At 54.9% G+C, this 18,863-nt stretch carries 16 protein-coding genes; 7 read left to right on the forward strand and 9 right to left on the reverse strand.

All coding sequences use genetic code 11. The features are described 5' to 3' along the window. Positions 1–95 precede the first annotated feature (95 nt). The 3 genes from PY649_RS28950 to PY649_RS28960 all read right to left on the reverse strand — a co-directional run bounded on the left by PY649_RS28950 (position 96) and on the right by PY649_RS28960 (position 4,200). Complete coding sequence (locus PY649_RS28950; protein WP_162950417.1) at positions 96–248, reverse strand: hypothetical protein; 153 nt, start codon at positions 246–248, stop codon at positions 96–98. Positions 249–460: 212 nt separating this feature from the next. Next, entirely contained in the window at positions 461–2,404 is a 1,944-nt protein-coding gene (locus PY649_RS28955) for a flavin-containing monooxygenase (protein ID WP_120708880.1), read from the reverse strand. Positions 2,405–3,174: 770 nt separating this feature from the next. Continuing rightward, positions 3,175–4,200 (reverse strand): L-histidine N(alpha)-methyltransferase, encoded by a 1,026-nt coding sequence (locus tag PY649_RS28960; RefSeq protein ID WP_245472452.1) that lies wholly within the window; start codon positions 4,198–4,200, stop codon positions 3,175–3,177. A gap of 476 nt (positions 4,201–4,676) precedes the next feature. Between PY649_RS28960 and PY649_RS28965 the strand changes: the two genes are divergently transcribed. The 4 genes from PY649_RS28965 to PY649_RS28980 all read left to right on the forward strand — a co-directional run bounded on the left by PY649_RS28965 (position 4,677) and on the right by PY649_RS28980 (position 8,026). Further along, positions 4,677–4,928 (forward strand): hypothetical protein, encoded by a 252-nt coding sequence (locus PY649_RS28965; protein ID WP_285872348.1) that lies wholly within the window; start codon positions 4,677–4,679, stop codon positions 4,926–4,928. 116 nt (positions 4,929–5,044) lie between these two features. After that, entirely contained in the window at positions 5,045–6,223 is a 1,179-nt protein-coding gene (locus PY649_RS28970) for a cytochrome P450 (RefSeq protein ID WP_120709177.1), read from the forward strand. A 33-nt stretch (positions 6,224–6,256) separates the two neighbouring features. Then, complete coding sequence (locus PY649_RS28975; RefSeq protein ID WP_120708881.1) at positions 6,257–6,481, forward strand: ferredoxin; 225 nt, start codon at positions 6,257–6,259, stop codon at positions 6,479–6,481. Between the two features lie 510 nt (positions 6,482–6,991). Next, entirely contained in the window at positions 6,992–8,026 is a 1,035-nt protein-coding gene (locus PY649_RS28980) for a porin (protein ID WP_285872349.1), read from the forward strand. Between the two features lie 396 nt (positions 8,027–8,422). Here the strand turns inward: PY649_RS28980 and hemN are convergent, their stop codons facing one another. Together hemN and PY649_RS28990 are read right to left on the reverse strand one after the other, a co-directional pair. Then, positions 8,423–9,763 carry an oxygen-independent coproporphyrinogen III oxidase gene (gene hemN / locus PY649_RS28985; protein ID WP_285872350.1) on the reverse strand — a complete coding sequence of 447 codons (1,341 nt, stop codon included), beginning with the start codon at positions 9,761–9,763 and terminating at the stop codon, positions 8,423–8,425. 488 nt (positions 9,764–10,251) lie between these two features. Continuing rightward, positions 10,252–10,704 carry an SgcJ/EcaC family oxidoreductase gene (locus tag PY649_RS28990; RefSeq protein ID WP_120708884.1) on the reverse strand — a complete coding sequence of 151 codons (453 nt, stop codon included), beginning with the start codon at positions 10,702–10,704 and terminating at the stop codon, positions 10,252–10,254. Positions 10,705–12,395: 1,691 nt separating this feature from the next. On the opposite strand from PY649_RS28990, the gene PY649_RS28995 reads away from it, so the two are divergent. Further along, positions 12,396–13,334, forward strand: coding sequence for a LysR family transcriptional regulator (locus PY649_RS28995; protein ID WP_285872351.1), 939 nt, complete (start codon positions 12,396–12,398; stop codon positions 13,332–13,334). A gap of 217 nt (positions 13,335–13,551) precedes the next feature. Next, complete coding sequence (locus PY649_RS29000) at positions 13,552–14,601, forward strand: helix-turn-helix domain-containing protein (RefSeq protein ID WP_285872369.1); 1,050 nt, start codon at positions 13,552–13,554, stop codon at positions 14,599–14,601. 154 nt (positions 14,602–14,755) lie between these two features. On the opposite strand, the gene queC is transcribed toward PY649_RS29000, so the two are convergent. The 4 genes from queC to PY649_RS29020 form a co-directional block, all read right to left on the reverse strand. Then, on the reverse strand, positions 14,756–15,526 hold the full coding sequence (queC, locus tag PY649_RS29005) for a 7-cyano-7-deazaguanine synthase QueC (RefSeq protein ID WP_285872352.1): 771 nt from the start codon (positions 15,524–15,526) through the stop codon (positions 14,756–14,758). Positions 15,527–15,540: 14 nt separating this feature from the next. Beyond that, positions 15,541–15,897, reverse strand: coding sequence for a 6-carboxytetrahydropterin synthase QueD (gene queD, locus PY649_RS29010; protein WP_285872353.1), 357 nt, complete (start codon positions 15,895–15,897; stop codon positions 15,541–15,543). Further along, the gene (gene queE / locus PY649_RS29015; protein WP_285872354.1) at positions 15,894–16,526 is read right to left on the reverse strand and encodes a 7-carboxy-7-deazaguanine synthase; all 633 of its coding nucleotides are present in this window, start codon (positions 16,524–16,526) and stop codon (positions 15,894–15,896) included. The genes queD and queE overlap by 4 nt, the downstream gene beginning before the upstream one ends. 885 nt (positions 16,527–17,411) lie before the next feature. Continuing rightward, positions 17,412–17,630 (reverse strand): hypothetical protein, encoded by a 219-nt coding sequence (locus PY649_RS29020; RefSeq protein WP_120708890.1) that lies wholly within the window; start codon positions 17,628–17,630, stop codon positions 17,412–17,414. Positions 17,631–18,110: 480 nt separating this feature from the next. Here PY649_RS29020 and PY649_RS29025 point away from each other — a divergent pair, with 480 nt between their 5' ends. Next, a complete protein-coding gene (locus tag PY649_RS29025) occupies positions 18,111–18,701 on the forward strand; it encodes a NodA family N-acyltransferase (RefSeq protein WP_285872356.1) in 591 nt (196 codons plus the stop codon). Positions 18,702–18,863: the final 162 nt, after the last annotated feature.

The raw sequence follows: 18,863 nt of genomic DNA on the forward strand, positions 1-18,863 counted from the left end.
CAGCGACGTTGAGGCAGATGCCTGCAAAAAGCGCATCAGTTGTAGAACTGGCTCGCCGACTTTTTGTTTTCATTCGGACTGGAGGTTGGTGAGGATTAAGATTTTTGCCTGCTGACAGTCAGCGTCATGACACCGTCGGTGTTGCGCCTCTGGCCAAGGGCGTCGATTGCAATGCCATCGCCGCCTAGGTGTTCGATACCCAACTGGACCATCGAGGAGATGAACGAATGCAGCGTGTAGATCATCATTTTCCAGGGTCTCGCAACGCAAATGTCGCATCGACCGATGCGGAAATCTACTAGGGGGTGCAACCCGATAGACAACTGTCTGCAAACTCGTTCCACGTGATCGCTGTGCTATTCGACAAAGCGACGTCTTCGCAATGATCTGTGCCTGCGCCGCAGTCATAAATTCCCAACCTCAACGGCCCCCAATCATGAGCGGTTGGTGGGTTGCCATTTCAAACCGCTTCCGCCGCGGTCTCTGACTGGGAGCCGATGCGGCCCGTCGTGCGGTAGTCACCGAGATCTGCTTCCTTCGTCAGGTTCCAATAATCGATCAGGCGCCAAGGGCTGTTGGTCACGATTCGCCCCCGGTCGTTGCGGAAATAGGTAGACATGCCGGGATGGCTCCAGATCATATTCTGGTGCATTTCTTGGATCGTCCGGTTGTAGCGCTGATATACGTCTTGCCGGCATTCCACCTCGATCAGCTTCTTTTCTCCCATCTGGCGCAGAACGCTCAACACGTAATCGAGTTGGCTTTCGATCGTGAAAATGAAGTTGCCGCGATGACCGAGGGCTGTATTGGGACCGTAGAGCATGAAGAAGTTCGGAAAGCCCGCCACGACGGTACCCAGATAGGCCTGACAGTCGTCATCGTTCCAGACCTCACGTACTGTCACGCCATTGCGTCCGAATACCTGAACCGGAAGCAAGAAGCGTGTGATATCGTAGCCCGAGGCGACAATGAGAACGTCTGCCTCATGGGTGTCGCCATTTATCGCGCGGATCGACTTGCCTTCAACATGGGCAGCAGCGCTGTCTACTAGATTAACTTGCGGCTTCAACAGGGTTCGGTACCAGCCGTTGTCCAGGAGCATTCGCTTGCCGAATGGCGGGTAGGGCGGGATGACCTTGGCCAATAGCTCGGGATGCCCGGCCAGCTGCTCTTCGATGTATCGTGTGTAGGTCTCGCGATGGTCGTCGTTCATCGCATTCACAGAGCGATCAGGATGCGTCCACGCCGGGTCCTTCTGTAGGGACTGGTGCACTTGACTGTCAAAAATCCAACTCAGCCGGAGCCTATAAAGCCATTCGTAGTGTGGTACCTCGCGCAGCAAGAACCGCACCGGCTCGGCAACCGGCATACGAAATTTTGGAAAGGGCGCCGCCCATTGGCGCGACCGTTGGAAGATTGTCAGGGCACCCACCCGATCTGCGATTGCTGGGACAACCTGCATTGCCGAGGCTCCATTACCAATCACAGCCACGCGTTTGCCGTCGAGTCTAACCTCTGGATCCCAATTCGAGGTGTGTATCACCGGGCCGTCGAAGTCACGCAGGCCTGAAATATTCGGCCATTTCGGCGTGGTAAAGCCTCCGACGGCCGAAATGACCACATTGGTCACGAGGGTTTCTTCGGTACCGTCTGGCAAGCGTAACCGGGAATGCCAAGTCCGGCTCTCTTCGTCATAGCGAGTGTGGAGGCATTCCGTGCCGTAGCGGATCGAGCTCTCGATCCCGAATTCGCAGGCAACCCGGTTAAGATAGTCGTCGATTTCCCGCTGCAAAGGGAAGAACTTGCTCCAGTCGCCACTGGCAAAAGTGTAGGAGTAAAGATGTCCGGGCGTGTCCACTCCACAGCCAGGGTAGTGATGTGAATGCCAGACGCCGCCGGTGCGGTTTTGCTTTTCGATCTGGATGTAGGAAACGCCCAGTTGTCGTAGCCGAATTGCGGCTGCCATACCGGACATGCCGGCTCCGATGACAAGCACGCGGAAGTCCTCCGGCAAGCACACCGGATCGGGAACCGCGCCCGAATACCTCCGCAGCTTGTGGATCATCATGTCAGCATATTCCGGCGGAATAGGCTCAGCCTCCGACATGGATAGCATGCGGATCAACTCTTCTGCCGATAAGTCCGGCTTGGCGATGTGTTCTCCCTGGCGCCACGCCGTGATGGCGGTCAGTGCTGCATCGCGAACCTCCGCCTGCAGTTCGACTGTCAGACCGCCGGAATCGTTGTCGTCCCATCCGCTCTTCACGGGAATAAACGGCGGGTTTAGCCAATAGTCTCGTCCTGTGAACTGATAAAGAAGGAGCAACAGGGTTGGAATATTGGCCGAAGGGAGCGCTTCGGCGATACGCCGGCGGAACTGGTCGGGGTCGGTGGAGTGTCCCATGGTTTAGGTTCCTGCAATTGCAAGGGTCTGGACCGATACGCCAAGGCATCGCGCCAGCACGCGAATTTGCTGTCCAACTTCGCGCGGTTTTGACGACGGGCATGAGGGAGGTTCGGCAGTAATCCGCCGAATATCTAATCCAGAACGCGTTTGGGCGGTCGGCATCGATCGCCACGTGCGAAGAACCGCTTATGAGGCGCCCTCAGATCGGAAGTTGCGACGGCGATGAGGCTTTGCTCGGGGCATTCGTTTCGCTCGCCCGCGCACAACTGAAAACGTCTGCGCGGTCTCTTCCGTCTTCTGGATCTGGAACGTTCTGCTGTCGGATAACCGGACGTAGGTCCCGGCAGAAAGTATTGTGCTAACATATCGACATCTCCGTGCGATTATCGTCGGCCCGTGACGCGTCTGCAAATGCGTCGCAGCAATGGGCGTGCCAAAGTAGAAATCGATGCTAATTCAATACAATAGGCAAAAATTGTATATTTCTCATATCCAGCATTGTCGCCCATCGGACAAAGCCATGCGACACTGACCTATTAGACGCCTGATGAGCAAGCGGGACTCCTGACGCCTCTTCTCGCCAGGACATCGGGCTCGGCGACCAAGCGTTTCAACTGTGAAGGTTGTCCAGTCCTCCACGCCCGATACCCCATGTCGCTCTGACTGATAATGGACAGCAAAGTCTTGCCAGACATGGTCAAAACGGCTGGTTATTGGCCATCGCATGCTAGATTGACGTTCGCCGGCGACGGCGGAAAGACTTATTTTTAAGTCGCCTTTTCTAACACGTGAATGTCTGAGCCGGCATTATCTGAAAGCACGTCGATCGGCACAAGCCCTGCCAAGTTCGCACATTCCCTGAAAAACGCTTCGGAAAAAGAAAACGAGTTCTTTAAATGCAGACGATCACCGCTTTTCAATGCGATGCTTTCTTCATTAAGATTAAATGATAAATCTCTATTTACGATAGCCGTATGTATTACTTGCATGAACTTGTCGTTACCCTTCATATCTGCTTCATACTCAAAGGCACTGGGATCAAAATTATCGTCGACGGGTAACTCTGCCTTCATTCGATAGAATACATTCAGCTGAAATTCAGGATGCGCTTCGTAGTAGGCTCTTGCGACATCCCACCTCAGATCCGAGCCAATTGAGATTGCAAGCCAGCACCGCTTCGCGCTGTTCGATATTGTCTTCAGCGCCTGGACGACCGTCGTCACGGGAGGGGTTTCACTTATGCTGGCGGCGAGGTTTCCAAATGTCCGGCCAAACATGACGACAAATGCCGCTTCCTCATCGAAAAAAAAGCGCTGCCCAGAAAATATATCGTCGCGAATGAATTCGATTTTCAAGCCGCAAGGAGCAGGCAATTGCTCAATGTCCCGAAGGAACTCGTTCGAGCGATCGACCAGTACGCAGCGTGAGGCCTTACCGCGCAATTCCGTTGCAAGGGGAAGGGTCTTCTGTTGGAATGCCCGCACTGTTCCGGGACCATACTCCAGAATTGACACCCCTTTTTGAGACCGCTCGTCTTGATGATGCCATCGGACATAGTCTCTCACTTTCTGCTGAAGTTCTTGCGCCAACTTGATCTCGGCATCCACCATATTGGCTGTCCCGGTGTCGAGCGCATTATTGATCCTCTGGGCCTCAGCCTTTGCCCACAACAACGAGCCACTCATCGAATTGCCGTCCCGGTCAAGTCCAGTGTGGTGAGCGTATTGCTCGGGACCTAGGTCTGGCGCATATTTTTGCCGAAACAGCTCCAAACTCGTTTCGAGAAAGCTCACAATTGCTCTCCTCTCGCTGTGGTGATGGGATAATCGGCGGGCGAAATTTCGCGCAGGAAATTCATCTCACTGCTCAAGCATTGAGCGCCTAATTCGGGGCGACGGTCTCAAGCGCCTTCGCATTGTACGGTATTGGCGGCGGCTGCCCGCGTGTTTGTCAGGCAGGTCCTTAGATGTTCTTCCTCCTTGGCCCGGCGGTCGGCGGCCGGCTAGGCATTATTCGGGCCAAACGAGAACATCGTTTTAAAACAAGGAAGTGATACCAACGCAGCTTTTCCTGTGTCCGACATTGTCGGAACCGGGACACCGCAACGTCACTGCGCATGGTCGTCCACCTCGGCGCCGTCGCAAGCTGCTTTCCGCCAGTTTTGTTAGATCCCCGACACTGGCGTTATTCAGTCATTCGGTTGCCTGGCTCACATTAACCAGTTGAAAAGAAATCGGAAAATTGCTGTGCGGCAGCCAAGGAAACTGGCATGAATATTGAATTCTCCTATGCAAGGCGTTTAGCGCTGCTGGCACGTTGGGTGGCCTTCCATAGAAGGGAACGCCCGATCGCCGCCGGCCAGTACGCCGAAAACTATTTTGAATACCAGCAAGGAGCCGCCGATGAAATCTCAAGCCGTGTGAAATCATCCGGAAGCACGAACGATAGGCCGCGGACGGCTGAGAGCCGGAGGTGCCGTCGATCGATTATTTCGCGCTCTCGCGTTTCGATGGGTAGGTGAAGCGCGACAAGGTGGCTTGTGCCGGCGAAAACATTACGGGCGGCAGCCTCGCAAGCCGCCAGTCCAGGAGAAAGCAAGTCGTGAATGACCATATCCCAGATCATGTCCCGCGCGAAATGGTGGGGGACTTCAGCTTGTTCACGTCGCCTGGCATGCAACGCATCCCCAATGGAGATCCTCATGAAGCCGTCGCTCGCGTCCATGCCGGGCCTCCGATCTTTTATTCACCCGACAATACCCGGGATGGTCGTGGCACCTGGCTCATCACCAGGGCCAAGGACCAACGCCAAGTGCTGCAGGACCCCGAGACTTTTTCCAGCAACCGCAGTATTTTCGCCTCCGCGCTCGGTGACGACTGGCCGTTGATCCCACTGGAGCTCGATCCACCGGCCCACGGCGTCTTTCGCTCCCTGCTTAATCCCCTGTTCTCGCCGAAGCGAGTGATAGCGCTCGAACCGTCTATCCGTGCGCGAGCGATCACCCAAGTCGAAAAGATCTCCGCGTCGAGCAATAGCTGCGAGGTCATGAAGGATTTTGCCATCCCGTTCACAGTTGGCGTCTTTCTTCATTTCTTGGGACTATCGGACGAGCGGCTCGACATGTTTGTCGGCTGGGCAAACAGGTTGCTCCACGGAGACAAGGCGCAACGATCGGCGGCGGCTCGAGCAATTCTGGAATTTATCGACGAACTTGCGGCCTTGCGCCGCAAAGAGCCGGCCGACGACTTCATGACCTTCATCGTGGAGGCAGAGATTGATAACCGTTCGCTGGCCGACAAGGAAGTCCGTGGCATCGGCGTGCTTTTGTTCGTCGCAGGTCTCGACACGGTCGCAGCCGCGTTGGGTTTCGACTTGGCCCATCTCGCGCGCAATCCAAAAGACCAGGAATTGTTGCGGAGTGAACCGGAACGGATTGTACTGGCAACCGAAGAATTGCTGCGGGCCTATTCGACCGTGCAGATGATCCGCGTGGCAACAAAAGATGTCGACTTCGAAGGCGCGCCGATTCGCAAGGGGGACTATGTTTCCTGCGCCACGATGATTGCCAATCGTGATCCGGTGGAATTCGAAAATCCCAACACGATCGATCTGGCACGAGAGGACAACCGCCATACCGCCTTCGCCTGTGGCCCGCATCGTTGTCTTGGTTCACACCTTGCCCGGCGAGAAATCATCATCGCCCTGGAGGAATGGCTGTCGCGCATCCCTCATTTCCGTATCAAGGAAGGTACAGCCCCTATAACCTATGGCGGCCACGTGTTTGGAATCGAAAATCTAGTTTTGGACTGGTCCTAACGCAAGTACGGGGCGCAGATACGGGGGTGCCGCATGCACATCATCGTCCGCAATGCCAAATGCCAGGGGCACGCTCGATGTTGGTCGCAAGCACCGGACATCTTCAAGTTGGATGAGGATGGCTACATCCTGCCTGGTAATATCAATGTTGCTGAAAGAGACGAATTTCTCGCATTACGGGGTGCTCGATCCTGCCCCGAACGTGCGCTGGAAATCGATCGCTCATCCGATCACATTACCAATGATGGGGTGAGCTGATGCTGGCGACTTACAGGAAAAAAGCAGATGGATCGATCGACGATTCAACACGTGTCAAACTCCGTTATCCGCTAACACCATAGGTCGATGTCGCTCAGGCTTGTCTGATGTGTGACAATGGTAGACGGCCCTGTGAGCTGGTTCGACCGAGTTGCATTGTAAAATAAAGGGTTTTTCCCACGGCACGCATATTGCTGTCAGTCATTTGCAGACGCTTCATCATCAAAGACAATTGAGCGCAGATGTCGAAATGTCAGCACAGTGTTGTTTGGCGAGGTCTTCTCCTGCAGTCAGATTTCCGGATGCAATGAAAGGATTATACCCTTGTCTCAAAAGAATAGTGAGGCCGAGATTATCCCGTCTAGAAATATAAAATAGGCCCCGTGATTGATCAGTTATGGCAAAGAGTCGCTGGAATGCCATAACGATTTTCTTCCCGACGGCGATTTTAAGACACGCATCCTGGCGGCGCGTGAAGGATGCGCGTTGACTTAAAACATCGGAGTTTCAGTGAATATCAGATCCTTACTTCTAGGCTCGATCGCATCACTTTCGGTCGCGCCTTCCGTATCCGCTGTTAATGGAGTCGTCGCTCTCGAGCCGGAACCGGTTGAATATGTCCATATCTGCGATTCATATGGCAAGGGTTATTTCTATATCCCGGGAGCTGAAACCTGCATGCAGCTCGGCGGCATGGTCCGTACGCAGGCATCTTCGTACAACCCTTATGCCCCGGTCGAGCCGAGCGGCACCACCTGGCTGACGCGAAGCGAGCTCTATATCAACGCGACGACAGACACCGAATTTGGTCCGCTGAAGACGACGACGACTCTGCGGTTCGACTATACGGACGACAGCAATACGATGGGTGCTGACCTGCCCGTGGCGCATATCTCGCTCGGTGGTTTCCTCATCGGCCGCGCCGGCTCACAATATAATGATTGGATCGGCTACGCCGGCAATGTCATCAATCCGGATGTGATCGGCAACGGCCCCATTAAATTGAACCAGCTTTCATATTTTTATGACGGTGGCAACGGCATCTTCGGCGTCGTCTCGATTGAAGACAGTCTTTCGACGAACCTTAACCCCAACAGTGCAGATCATTATGCGCCGGACCCCGTGGTGGGTCTTGGCTACAAGGCCGGTCCTTGGTCGCTAAGAGTTGTCGGCGGTTATGATTCCGTTGTGGAGGAAGGAGCAATCAAGGCTCGTGTCGATGCTGATTTCGGCCTACTCGGTGCATTTCTCATGGGGGCTTGGAATACAGACGGCAGCAAGATCAACAAATTTGCGAACGGTGACGTGACCGGAAGCACCGGCGATTGGGCCCTCTGGACCGGCAGCACCGTCAAGATCAACGATAGGCTAAGCTGGAACACGCAGTTCGCCTACGCCGACAACAAGACGTTCCAAGCTGCGTCGAATGTCGAATGGTTTGTAACCAGAGATCTGAAGATCGAGCCGGAAGTATCCTACGTGAACTACGACAGGATCAATGTGGACAGTTGGGCCGGCGCGCTTCGCGTTCAGCGATCATTTTAAATTTGGTCAGAAAAAGCGGGCGGGGAAGACAGATAACGTCCTGGTGAGCAAAGCGAGAGGCACGCGCCGCACCAAAGCATTGGACCCAATCCGATGCAGCGGATGATGAGTGCCGCCAAATCGAATTGCGACGCGTCGTGGTAAGGACAGCCAAATCGCAATGACACAAACAGGCTGCGTGCGGCCAATCTATCCGCGTCGGATCCGCGTTGCCTGCACGCTTTGAGTTTGACCGCAACGCCGCGGCCGGATTGCTGAAAACGCTTTTCCGCTATTTGTCTTGCAAATCGATTTGCCGATCGCCTTCGCATCATAGCGCCGGAACTAAGAGCCATTCGCTTCAACGAGCCCTTATGATCGATTTTCGAACCTATTGCGCACCTGCTGCTTGGCCGGTCAGAGGGGGGAGCGGTCAAGATAAGAGTCGAATGCAGCGGCCACAGCGCGAAGCGCGAAGCGACCCTCTTGCCGTACACGGATGAAACCATTGTCGATGTCCAATATCCCGTTCTCGGCAAGCGTGTCCAACCGCTCACTCAGCAAATCGATCGGGTCAAATCCGTGATCGGTGCAGATCGCTGGCACGTCTGCCTCCAAGTTGCACATGAGGTGCTCGATGATTGCGCTCCGTACTCCATCTTCGCCGCTAAGACGATAGCCCCGTGACGTCGCTAAGCGGCCGGCCGCAATGTGTCGGTTATAAACGCTTTGGGTAGGTTCGTTTTGGACATAACCTTCGCCCAAACGACCGATGGCCGACGCGCCGAGGCCGATCACAGTTTGGCATGTATCGGCCGAGTAGCCCAAGGAATTGCGCCGCAGGCGGCCGGTTTTCTGCGCCAGCGCAAGCTCATCATCCGGCAAAGCGAAATGATCGAGCCCGATTTGGAGATAGCCGGCGGCAACCAAGATATCGGCTATCACCGAGGACTGCTCAGCGCGGGCAGCGATATCCGGTAGCGCTTCTTTCTCAATCAAGCGCTGATTTTTTCGATAAGATGGGACGTGCGCATAGCCGAAAACTGCGAGCCGGTCGGGGCGCATTGCAACTGCGAGCACGGCGCTCTGGACACAGGATTGCAGTGTTTGACGCGGCAGACCAAACATCAGGTCGAAATTGATGCGGCTTACTCCATGCAGGCGCAGGGTTTTGACGGCAGCCATCACTTGCGTCTCACTCTGGACCCGGTTGATGGCTTTTTGGACAATGGGATCGAAGCTCTGCACGCCGACGCTTGCGCGCTTCACACCGGCCACTTCCAGAGCGTCGGCCATCTCGCTCGTGAAGGTGCGTGGGTCGACCTCGATAGCGATGGTAGCCGCATTCTTGAACGCGAAGCGGCCGCGCAGGAGTTTCATCAGGGACAGGAACTCCGCTGGCGGCATAATGGTCGGGGATCCGCCACCGAAGTGCACGTCGCTCACAGGAAGTGTCTGCGGTACTTGCTCCGCGACCAAACGGATCTCCTCACGCAGCATTGCCAGATAATTGAGGATCAATGCATCTTGACGAGTGATGCTGGTCGGAAAGCCACAATACCAGCACATCGATCGGCAGAATGGAATGTGAAGATAGAGCGAAATGGCGTCATCAGGTGGCAGGTTCCTCAGCCATTCTTCACAAGTCTTGGCGCCGATTGCCGAAGAAAACTCCTGTATCGTTGGGTAGATCGTATACCAGGGCAAAGAGGCCTTGCCATACTTTTGCTGGATGAGAGTCGATGGCGCTAGCGGCAATTACTTTCACCTCCGGCCCAGCTTGCCATATCCAGATCTCATGCGTCGTCTTCCTTTCGATCAAATGGGATTCCGCGCCGATAGAAAGCGTTTTTCGCCACTAGGCATCATGATTTCGGTTTTCCGACCGCCAATCGACAATTCCCGCCGCCTTTAGCCCGCAAAGGTCATGCCAATTGCGTTGAAGCTCTGGGAGCTAGGGATCATCGAAGTCGCAAGAGGAGCTGTTCCACCCTGGATGCCAAAAGACGATTGCACGCAATGACAGTCATGGCGGCATTGCGACGGCGACGATAGATATGCCTTGACCCTATCGGCCGGTTTCAAGCTAACGTTCTAGGCCATGGTGACGAATTGGCGAATTTCGATTTCCAAGACGGAGCAAATCAGACAAGTGATGGTTGATGAAGGTTCTGGCCTGGAATGATGTGCTGGGTTCACCGAATGTGCGGCCGCGCTCGCTTTGCCAGCACGTGCTATCGCCACTCTTACCTCTCAGGCATCATCGAGGAGTGATGGGCTGTGATTAGCCATTTTCCGTCCATGAATTCATACGTATAGGTGTAACGCGCGGGAACTTTGGTGCCATCGGCGAATGTAAAGGTATACGTGCCACTGTCCGTTGCCGTGTTACAGCCGACCCTAATCACCCGGAGGTCGATCGATCCTTGCGGCTGCTTTTCGAGGAAATGGTCAAAGTAAGCGACTCTCTGCTCGTGCGTCAGGCGCGGCGTGTTCGACAGCGTCGGCAGGAGGATCGCATTCTCCGCATAGTTCGCGGCGACCTTTTCGGAATCTCGCGTTCTGAGCGACGCGTTCCAGCGGTCGAACAATTTGGCTACCTGCTGGTCGGTGATCGGTGCGCAGTTTACGCTGCCAGCGTCAGCTTGCTGCAATGAGAGAGTGGAAAGTACCGCCGCGGTGGCAAGTATAAGACGCATGTGTCATCTCCGGTTCTGTTACGGGATCGGTTGAGTGACCCTCAAGGCCACTTTCTCTGGGGCTGGAGGCCTCGTTGGTATCACCAAGATCGACATTCCAACCGATGAATTTGCTTCAGCGAGCTGCACGAAAAATCCTTCGAACATAACCAAGGACACCGCCCAATCCTCGGCTGGCCCTCCACGCTGGGGGACGCCGTATTTCCATTGCCGCAAGCAAGTGGCACTCGCCAGGATTGGTGAAAGACAGAGGCAGGCGGCGATCACCAGGTGATTTAATGTAGCCTAGTCGGACCCTTTCAGCACCACATTCCAGAGCGGGGCCTCTTGACCCATTTTGATCCTTTCCCGTAGCACCCGTGTGCCCTCGACGGCCTGATCTTCGTCAATTGATGGCTCGTCTAATGCAGCGCGACAATCAATTCGCAAAATCGATTGTTTGGATAACATGCATCCACGCGATCAATTTGGATTCAAGCCCCCATGGGCCACCGTTCAGGGTTTGCTAATCGGCCAAGCCGACGACCGCGGCCACATCTCAGCAAACTGAATTTTGGGGCTCGTTTCGCCCGATGGAGCTCTTCACGACAAGTGGCGGCAAATTCAAAAATTTTTGCTGCAGAACAAGGTGCGTGGGAATGCATCGGTGGCGTGGATGCCAATAAATCGAAACAATCAATTATGCCCAATGTCCGATGAGAAAAATGTAGACGTCACGCGGCGTTTGTAGTGCTGCATCACCAGGAGCATTTGCGATGGGAAAATTTTTCCGGGGGAGCGAGAACGCCGACAGCCTCTTTGGCAAAACCTGGCCTATGTCAACTCGGAAAACAGCGTGGACGATTTGGTTCACCTGACTGGTGCCCACACTGTGGCCGATCTTGCCCATATGCATCTGGCAGGGTGGGACTTCACGTTCGTCTGATTGCATTATTTACCGTGGCCTTACCACCTAGCAGATGCGCGATTTTAGCTTCTCTGCGAGTCCGCCGCTCCCAGCCCTGTTTGACTTTGCGGCCGGCGCGGTCGCCTCCCGAAGGTTCAGCCAGCCGGTGGCCACCCAATCAGCAACCAAAAGTGGCTTTTCGCGCAGGATATCCATAATATATCGAAATTCCCTCAACCGGATTTTGGGAACGGCGGAATCCACCGGACATGTCCCCAGAGCGCAAGACGGTGTACTTGCAAAATGGTGACGGTCGGAAACGAAGAGCAACGACAATTCAGCTCTTCTTCAAACAAACACTATCAATTTAGCCAGATCAGCGGCCCGGACAGGCCGCCGGCGGGTCGGAATTCTCCGAGTGCGAAACCAGGCGCGAGGAATAGTCGGCCGATATTGCCGCGGATGGGACACCGGCCGTTTCGAGCATGGCCGCCTTTTCGAACAGATGGCAGCAGCCTCACGAGGTCTGAGCCTTTGTCATACCAGTCGATTTTGGTGGCAGAGCGATCCCGCCGGCCAGGTCAGGCCAGGCACTCGGCGGCAGGTCATAATGCCCAAAAGGTCAGCTCCCCTACAGTCGAAACTAGTCAATTCAATCCAGAGATGTCCGAATTACGCACTTAATAGTCGTTGCGATGCTCCTTCGCCTTGCCCTGAAACTTCAGGGCCTCAGATCTGCCCTGCAACGTTTAAACTCGACTGTTCCTCTTCTTCTGCTCCAAACAGCTCCCAGGTTAATCCGCTTATGCGTTTCAAGGGTCTTGATCTTAATCTTCTCGTCGCATTGGACGCTTTGGTGACTGAACGCAACCTTACAGCGGCGGCGCGCAGCATCAATCTCAGTCAGCCGGCAATGAGTGCCGCTGTCCGCCGACTGCGCAACTATTTCCGCGATGATCTGTTTACGATGCAGAGCCGAGAACTTGTTCTCACGCCACGTGCGGAAGGCCTCGCCTCAGCAGTCCGCGAGGCATTACAACACATTCAACTCACCATTGTTTCTGGCGCCGGGTTCGCTCCAGACGAACCGGAGCGACACTTCAGGATTGCGCTTTGCGATTTCATGACGACTGTTTTCTTTCGAAATATCATAGAGCGTCTCGCGCGCGAAGCTCCCGCAGTTAGTTTTGAGTTGCTTCCGCTAACGGACAATCCGGATCTGCTTCTGCGGCGGGGAAGAGCCGATTTTCTAATTCTTCCGGAATTGTTCATGTCGAGTGCGCACCCCAGAGCGAAGCTGTTCGACGAAAAGTTCGTGTCCGTCGGCTGTGCCACGAACACAAAACTAACTGGTCATCTTACGGTCAGAGACTATATGTCGATGGGTCACGTTTCGGCTAGGTTTGGGCTTGGCCAGCAGCAGTCCATTGAGGACTTTTATTTGTTGGAACGTGGCATCAAAAGACGTATCGAAGTGGCCGTTCAAGGTTTTGGCTTGGTGCCGGCCGCGCTTCTGGGCACCGACAGGCTCGCAATTATGCCTCTGCGGTTGGTGAAGCACTTTGAAACATCAATGCCACTACGGATTGTGGAAAATCCTATACCTCTTCCGGCCTTCACTGAGGGTATCCAGTGGCCGACCTCCCATGAAAACGATCCGGCAAGTATCTGGATGCGAGAGATAATGCGGCAGGAGGCGTGCCGGCTAGCAAATTCTTCAATGTCACGCGAACACGGTATTTAGGAGACGGAACGAAGCTGAGCTTGCAGTGGTGTGCCAATACGAGATCGTTGACACGTTCGAGTAAGCCATTTCGGCCAACACCTGGTGGATGTCCCAAGCGCTCACGGCAGCTGAGCTGGACGACGAGCCGGACCCTTCATCGGCGGCGACAACCGCAAATCATAGCAAACAGAAGAAATGTAATATGCAAACAGTAACCGCAAGAGACCTGGGCCGGATGTCGCAAAGTAGCGACCCACATTTGACATTTAGACGCGATGGATCGACGTTTGATGGCATGATCGAAACACTCGGTGCCGCCTTTGGCGAATATAGGGCCGAGCTTGTCAGCCAGGTCGATGACTTCCAATGGAGTCTTGATTTTTCGACCTTTGATTGTGCAACGGTGATCAGGGGGTTTCACCGACACGAGTTTCAGTTTCAAGTTCAACCTACCGCCAGCGCCGTGCCGCATTTGTCGATCGTGCTGCCACGCAATGGTGGTATGGGGGTGGCCTCCGGCTCGCGCGAGGCCGTCGCCCGCGATGGAAAGTTGCTTCTCTATAACAATCTCGAGGCGGAAAGCGTCATGATGTACGGCCGATCGAACATCATCGACGAGCTTTTGCTCAACTGGAACGTCGTTCTCGAAACGCTTGATCGAACCTTCGAAACGCCATTCAGCGGCTCGTTGGATCTCCTGCCGGAATTAGAAATGTCGACACCGGCTGGCCAAATGATTGGCTCACTCGCAGAGACTATCATGCAGGGCCTGCGTGATCCCTCGGTGCGATCCCCAGTCGCGATGGCGCACGTCACGCAAGCTCTGGCCGACGTCATAGTGCGCCTGGTGCCGCATAAGCTTTCCCACCTGCTCGACAGGCAGCCTTGCATGATTGCACCCAAGCATGTCCGTCGCGCGATAGAGTTTATGGAAGCCAATATCAGTCAGCCGATCAGAATGCCGATGGTCGCTGAAGCCGCCGGAGTGTCGATACGCGCATTGCAACTTGGCTTCCGGGCTTTTCGGGAAACCACGCCGGCCGCATATCTGGCGAGGCTTCGGTTGCGTGCCGCGCGGGTGGATTTACTTGATCCCACCAACGCGAACTCTACCAGAGAAATCTGCTTGAAATGGGGATTCTTTCACTTCGGACGGTTCTCGGCAATGTATAAAGCGACCTACGGCGAAGGCCCTTCCGACACGAGGAGACGCATCAGGGGCATGCCGCCTCGTGCTTGCCGGCAACAAAAAACTGTGGTGGGCGGTTGGATCTCGCTGACATGAGCTCTCGCTTGATAGATGATCAGCGGAAGTACCGTAAGCGGTGATAAGATTGCGCTGCAGCCCGGCTCGAAAAGCCGCCATCGATGTTCGTCAAGCGGTGAACTGGAGATAAGGGTAGGGGGACACTTGAACTATTCCCGCGTCCGCGATCTCATCAGGTGTCATCGACTTTCGACCCGCCATCCTGAGCATGATTCGACGGTAAGGATTTTGCCAGATTGCGCACTTCTTGCGCGAGAAACGTCCGGTAGCCCTTTGCTCGCAAGTCGCAAGCTGGGCAAATTCCGCACCCATAACCCCATTCGTGCCGGTCACCCCGAACCCCCAAGTAGCAGGTGTGACTGTTCTCTATGATCGTATCGACGAGTTCCTTGCCTCCGAGGTCCTTGGCAAGCTGCCAAGTCCGTGCCTTGTCGATCCACATAAGCGGTGTGTCCAAGACCAGACGCTTTTCCATTCCGAGATTAAGCGCAGTCTGCAGGGCCTTCATCGTATCGTTGCGACAGTCTGGATACCCGGAAAAGTCGGTTTCGCACATTCCACCTACGATGTGTTCTAACTCTCTACGATAGGCGAGCGCTGCCGCAACCGTCAGGAAAATCAGATTGCGGCCCGGAACAAAGGTGTTCGGAAGTCCAGTATCAGCCATTTCGATTGCCATACTGCTTGTTAGCGCGCTGTTTGAGATATCCTCCAGGGCTGCAAGAGGAATCCTGTGATCATCACCGAGGCGTTCCGACCACATCGCATTGATCTTGCCAACTTTGGTACGAAGCGTTTCGCGGCACTTAAGTTCAATCCTATGCCGTTGGCCATAATCAAAACCCACCGTCTCGACGCGCTCGAATCGATCGAGTGCCCAAGCCAGGCAAGTTGTCGAATCCTGTCCGCCGGAAAATAAGACCAACGCAGACGACGCCGCCACCTCAGTGCTCCTTATCACTTGCCGTCATATTCCGCCCAACAAAAGGGAGTCTCGAACACCTTGATCGATCGCATTCGCCCGACGAGAGGCTTGATCTTCTCCCAAATCCAAACCGCGATGTTCTCTGCGGTCGGATTTTCCAATCCTGGGATCTCGTTAAGTGTATGATGATCGAGTTGCTCGATAACTGGTCCAAAGACCTTTTCTACATCAAAAAAATCAACGACGAACCCCGTATTCGGATCGACCTCGCCCTCCAATTGGAGCTCGATCCGATACGAATGGCCATGCATTCGATGGCACTTGTGCGCCGCCGGAACATGCGGCAGACGATGAGCGGCCTCGAAGGTAAACGCTTGAGTGATTTTCATGGCATTCCGATCATTTTGTGGGTCTGCAGACTGAGCCGCCAATGCGGGTTCTGCAGACAAAACTCCGTAACCGCTGCGGTATTCCTTACTCGATCCGGCCCGTCCATGGGCTGAAGGAAATATTGGTCGAAATGGACGTCAGGGAGATCGTCAGGAAAGAGATCGACCTGCGGGTAGACGAGCTTAAGTTCGCTCCCAGATCTAAGCTCCAGCGGCGCGCCAGCTTTTGGACTGACGCAAATCCAGTCGATACCTTTTGGCGGCTCCATTGTACCGTTTGTTTCAATTGCAATTTCAAAGCCGACTGCACGCACGGCGCCGATGAGAGCTGCGTCCAGCTGTAACAGCGGCTCGCCACCTGTGAAAACCACATATCGGTTGCGTTCTATCTTTCCCCAGGTGGCGGCGATTGCACCCGCTAGTGAGGCCGCATCCTGAAATTTGCCGCCTCCGTAGCCATCGGTACCGACGAAGTCGGTGTCGCAAAACTGGCAAAGTGCTTTGTGCCGATCCTCCTCTCGACCTGACCACAAATTGCACCCCGAAAATCGGCAAAATACAGCAGCACGTCCGGCTTGAGCGCCTTCGCCTTGAAGCGTCTTGAACAATTCTTTGACGATGTAGCTCATACTCCACCTATCTCCGTAACGGCATCGTCATCGCGATCTTTGCTGTCTCGGCCGTGAATGCCGCGCGTCGATCTCCACAGTGATCTAACTGCTTTCGCAACCGAGAAACTGCGGCGCAGTCGGATAACTGAAGTACGAACGCAGCTGCGCCTCGCTGCATTTTGTCAAGATGAGGTCTGCGGCATTGCCGTCTCCCAGCCCGATTCAGTATTTTCCTAACCGCTTCGCTCTCCTGTGTCGTTGAGCAATATCAACGTCCTGCAATTGATTTTGATTTCGGGATGACAGGTCGCTGAGTGCTCGAGGTCGATCGACGTTATCGGCGTTGTCGCCTGTGTCCATTCCTTGCGACGCAGCTCCGTGTTCAGATCGATTGAAGCTTTTTCCGATCATGGCATGCTTCCGCTATGACCACCGTTCTTTACGCAAACAGGGTTCCCCCTAGGGCAGATTGTCTGATATAGACCGTGCGCCTTGTCGCTGGCGCACCAATGCCATCCGCGTCAGCGCGCCCCGCCCTGTCATTGCCTGCCACGCGGTAATGACAGGGCGAATGCCCGATCAAGAGTGATGAGCCGGGATGCTGGGCGTCAGTTCCTTCGGCCGATTAAGCAGCGATCGGTCTCCAAGGTACAATCACGCCACAGGTGGCGATCGCCGGAGTGGGTCATAGTATCCGCCGTTAGCAGTAAGCTGATTTCGATTGTGATCCCATTGTCCGGCCTTGTTGCGCTGCCGACTGAAGCGCATCCGGGACAAAAGAAAGCACATGTCGACGAAATTCCCGATCGGCGTTACGCCAAGTGATCAATGCAAGACTGAATGTGTCTGCTGGGCGCAGCGCATCTGCGGAGGCGAGTCGCCAAACTGCCAATATTGTGCAGCCTATTCTGGCGCGCCTTCAAGGAGGCCGTCATAGACTTCCATGAGCGCACTGGTGATAGCCTGTCCAAGAGCATTGCCTGCTTCCCGGACAGCCTCTTCGGTTTCATCACGCGCGGCCTTGGCCAGGTCAAAACCTTGTTCGCCGACGATCCGCTTGGCGACTTCGATGGCCCAGATACCGAAGTCACCCCGATTATCGATGTTGATGTATTCTGCCATTATTCGTCCCGCCTGTTTATGACTGAGCGGTCTAGACGTTTATTCTCGCCATGGCCAGCACATTTGGCGGATAACCGTCCAGCGCAATTATAATCGAATTCTCTGGCCATGCTCTCAGTGCAAGCCACGCTCCAGTCGTTAGCGCATCGAACGCAACAAGGGCTTACGTCAAGGCATTCCGAAGCGATATCCATCCGTCATTTGAATGGGTTGCATCCAAATAATCGATTTTACGGATTGATCGGTATGATCCATTAGAAGAGGGTCGCTTGATTGACGTCAAGCCCACTGATGGCTTCGCCAAGCGGTTCAGGAAAGGACAGGTACTTGGTTACAGGGCCCAACAGATCGGAACCTGACGCCAAGGAGGACCCTGTTGGCATAGGGGCTGCATCGACTGCTGGCGAATGCGTTGTACGCGCCCTCGGTATCGCGACTTTCATCGGTTAGCCGTTTTAAGAAATAGTCGGAGATCTTTGCATGTGCTCGCAAGTGCGGTGGAAACTATGCTGGGAAAACGAGCTGGAGCTCGCCGACCACGTCGAACTTGCCGACTTCTTTCGAAGGATCTATTGGCCTACCGGCCTCTATAACGCAAAACCATTCGAGGGCAGTCGAAGCTGGGCGGGAGCGAGACCCGAGCTGCGGGCAATCGGCTATGACTCTGGTGGTGTCGCCGCTCACATGGGATTGCTGCGTCGATTCATCAAAGTTGGGGCCGTCGACCTACCCGTCGCCGAATTGGGATTGTACGGGGTGCGCACCGATCCTGAAAGACTGGGGATTAGCCATTCCATCCGCGCCGTGCTGCCAATACTGGAGGAGCTCGCCGTGCCATTTGCTTTCGGCACGGTCCGACCCGCGTTGCAAAAGCATATTGAGAGGCTCGGTCGGCACGGCCCGATGACGGTTTTGTCGGGCGTGCGCGGACGGTCTACGCTGCCAGAGCCGCGTCTCGACAAGCCGCCCACGCGCATCGATGACGCACTGGTTACGGTTTTGCCGATTGGACGATCGATGGCCGATTGGCCGACTGGTGCGATGATCGACCGGAACGGGCCGGAGCTATGACGCCGTTCGATTGCATCGACGTCCTCACCCTTATCGCAAACAGGAAATCCTTGACGTGTTGCGCGCATCAGACGCGGCCTCTTCGGGCAAGGGCCAGTCCGCAGCAGATCAATCGCTTCCTTGCTTAGGGCAGTTCTAGTTTATGGCAGCCTCCCGTCGAGC

Source organism: Rhizobium mayense, assembly GCF_030272705.1.
In the GTDB taxonomy this organism is placed as follows: Bacteria; Pseudomonadota; Alphaproteobacteria; order Rhizobiales; family Rhizobiaceae; genus Rhizobium; species Rhizobium mayense.

Excerpts from the sequence above, each read along its gene's own strand:
- PY649_RS28990 (WP_120708884.1), bottom strand. The coding sequence starts at position 10,704 with ATGCGTCTTATACTTGCCACCGCGGCGGTACTTTCCACTCTCTCATTG.
- PY649_RS28975 (WP_120708881.1), top strand. The coding sequence starts at position 6,257 with ATGCACATCATCGTCCGCAATGCCAAATGCCAGGGGCACGCTCGATGT.
- PY649_RS28995 (WP_285872351.1), top strand. The coding sequence starts at position 12,396 with ATGCGTTTCAAGGGTCTTGATCTTAATCTTCTCGTCGCATTGGACGCT.
- queE (WP_285872354.1), bottom strand. The coding sequence starts at position 16,526 with ATGAGCTACATCGTCAAAGAATTGTTCAAGACGCTTCAAGGCGAAGGC.
- PY649_RS29025 (WP_285872356.1), top strand. The coding sequence starts at position 18,111 with ATGTGCTCGCAAGTGCGGTGGAAACTATGCTGGGAAAACGAGCTGGAG.
- PY649_RS28955 (WP_120708880.1), bottom strand. The coding sequence starts at position 2,404 with ATGGGACACTCCACCGACCCCGACCAGTTCCGCCGGCGTATCGCCGAA.
- PY649_RS28970 (WP_120709177.1), top strand. The coding sequence starts at position 5,045 with ATGGTGGGGGACTTCAGCTTGTTCACGTCGCCTGGCATGCAACGCATC.
- PY649_RS28965 (WP_285872348.1), top strand. The coding sequence starts at position 4,677 with ATGAATATTGAATTCTCCTATGCAAGGCGTTTAGCGCTGCTGGCACGT.
- PY649_RS29000 (WP_285872369.1), top strand. The coding sequence starts at position 13,552 with ATGTCGCAAAGTAGCGACCCACATTTGACATTTAGACGCGATGGATCG.
- PY649_RS28950 (WP_162950417.1), bottom strand. The coding sequence starts at position 248 with ATGATGATCTACACGCTGCATTCGTTCATCTCCTCGATGGTCCAGTTG.
- PY649_RS29020 (WP_120708890.1), bottom strand. The coding sequence starts at position 17,630 with ATGGCAGAATACATCAACATCGATAATCGGGGTGACTTCGGTATCTGG.
- queD (WP_285872353.1), bottom strand. The coding sequence starts at position 15,897 with ATGAAAATCACTCAAGCGTTTACCTTCGAGGCCGCTCATCGTCTGCCG.